The sequence below is a fragment of the Dietzia sp. CQ4 genome (genome assembly GCF_014145125.1).
GTDB classification, from domain to species: domain Bacteria; phylum Actinomycetota; class Actinomycetes; order Mycobacteriales; family Mycobacteriaceae; genus Dietzia; species Dietzia natronolimnaea.
In genome coordinates, this window is record NZ_JAALDZ010000055.1 from 1 (window position 1) to 1,441 (window position 1,441).

The 1,441-nt window shown below is 66.2% G+C and carries 1 protein-coding gene; it reads right to left on the minus strand.

What is annotated here, in order from left to right; all coding sequences use genetic code 11:
* Nucleotides 1-42: 42 nt before the first annotated feature.
* Nucleotides 43-1,302 carry an IS256 family transposase gene (locus G6031_RS03980; protein WP_182652511.1) on the minus strand — a complete coding sequence of 420 codons (1,260 nt, stop codon included), beginning with the start codon at nucleotides 1,300-1,302 and terminating at the stop codon, nucleotides 43-45.
* Nucleotides 1,303-1,441: the final 139 nt, after the last annotated feature.

Sequence of the window (1,441 nt, forward strand, 5' to 3'; positions counted from 1 at the left end):
GATAGTGCCCCGTGATGTGGTGGGAATCGGTTCCGCGTCTGGTCAGTCGCAGTGATCAACGAGTTCCGTGTTTGGATCATAACCACTACCGGTGTCGAGGGCGTGTTGCTTGGTCGCGATGACGGCTCGGAGCTCGGCCATGGAGCTCTCTGACAGGTAGCGGCGGCCGACTTGCCATTCGTCGTGTTGGTCGATCACCACGGAGGTCGCCAGCCGTAGGAACGCGGCCGGGTTGGGGAAGATCTCCACGACGTCGGCGCGGCGCTTGATCTCCTTGTTCAGCCGCTCGATCGGGTTGTTGGACCAGATCTTCTGCCAGTGCCCTTTCGGGAATGCGGTGAAGGCCAAGACGTCGGTTTTGGCCTCGCGCATCATCTGGTGCGCCTTGGGGAACGAGCCGGCGAAGGTGTCGGCGACCTGGTCCCACTGCGCGGCCACATCCTTGGGGTCGGTGTGGGCGAAGATCGTCTTGACCGCCGCGGTCACCGCGGGTGCGTGCTTTGACGCGACCGCGCCGTGCAGGTTGCGCATGAAGTGCACCCGGCAGCGCTGCCACGCCGCGCCCACAAACTGCTGCGCCACGGCCGCTTTCAGGCCCGCATGGGCATCGGATATGACCAGGTGCACCCCGGTCAGCCCACGGGCCTTGAGCGAGCGCAGGAAGTCGCTCCAGAACTCGTACGATTCGCTGTCTCCGACGGCGGTGCCGAGCACTTCGCGGGTGCCATCAGCGGAAACGCCAGTGGCCACGACCATGGCATGAGATACCACGTGCGCACCGATACGGACCTTGCAGAACGTCGCGTCAGCGAACACGTACGGGAACTCGGTGTGGGCCAGCGTGCGGGTGCGAAACGCCTCGACCTCGGCGTCCAGGTCGGCACAGATGCGGGAGACCTCGGACTTGGAGATGCCGGTGTCGACTCCCAGGGCGCGGACCAGGTCGTCGACTCCGCGGGTGGAGACTCCGTGGACGTAGGCCTGCATGATCACCGCGTACAGGGCCCGGTCGACCCGGCGGCGCCGCTCGAGCAGGGCCGGAAAGAACGACCCCGATCGCAGCTTCGGGATCCGCGCCTCGATGTCCCCGGCCGGGGTCGAGACCGTCTTGGTGCGGTGGCCGTTGCGATGGGTTGTCCGGCCCTCTGAGCGCTCGTAGCGGTCGGCCCCGATCTTGGTGGCGGCTTCGGCCTCGATCAGCGCCTGCAGGCCGGCGCGGACGAGTTCGGCGAACATCGCCTGCGGATCGGCGGACAGGAGTGCATCCAACTGGGCGTGTACGCCAGAATGGGAATGGGTCATCGCGTGGTGTGTCCTTTCGTGAGCTACTTGGCGGTAACTCATTGACCACTACGCGATGGCCCACCCCCTTGGCGGGCCGCCACACCGTCGCCAGCCCAAACCCCGGCCCCCAAACCCCACCACTCCAGGGGACTTACCC

Excerpts from the sequence above, each read along its gene's own strand:
- G6031_RS03980 (WP_182652511.1), bottom strand. The coding sequence starts at position 1,302 with ATGACCCATTCCCATTCTGGCGTACACGCCCAGTTGGATGCACTCCTG.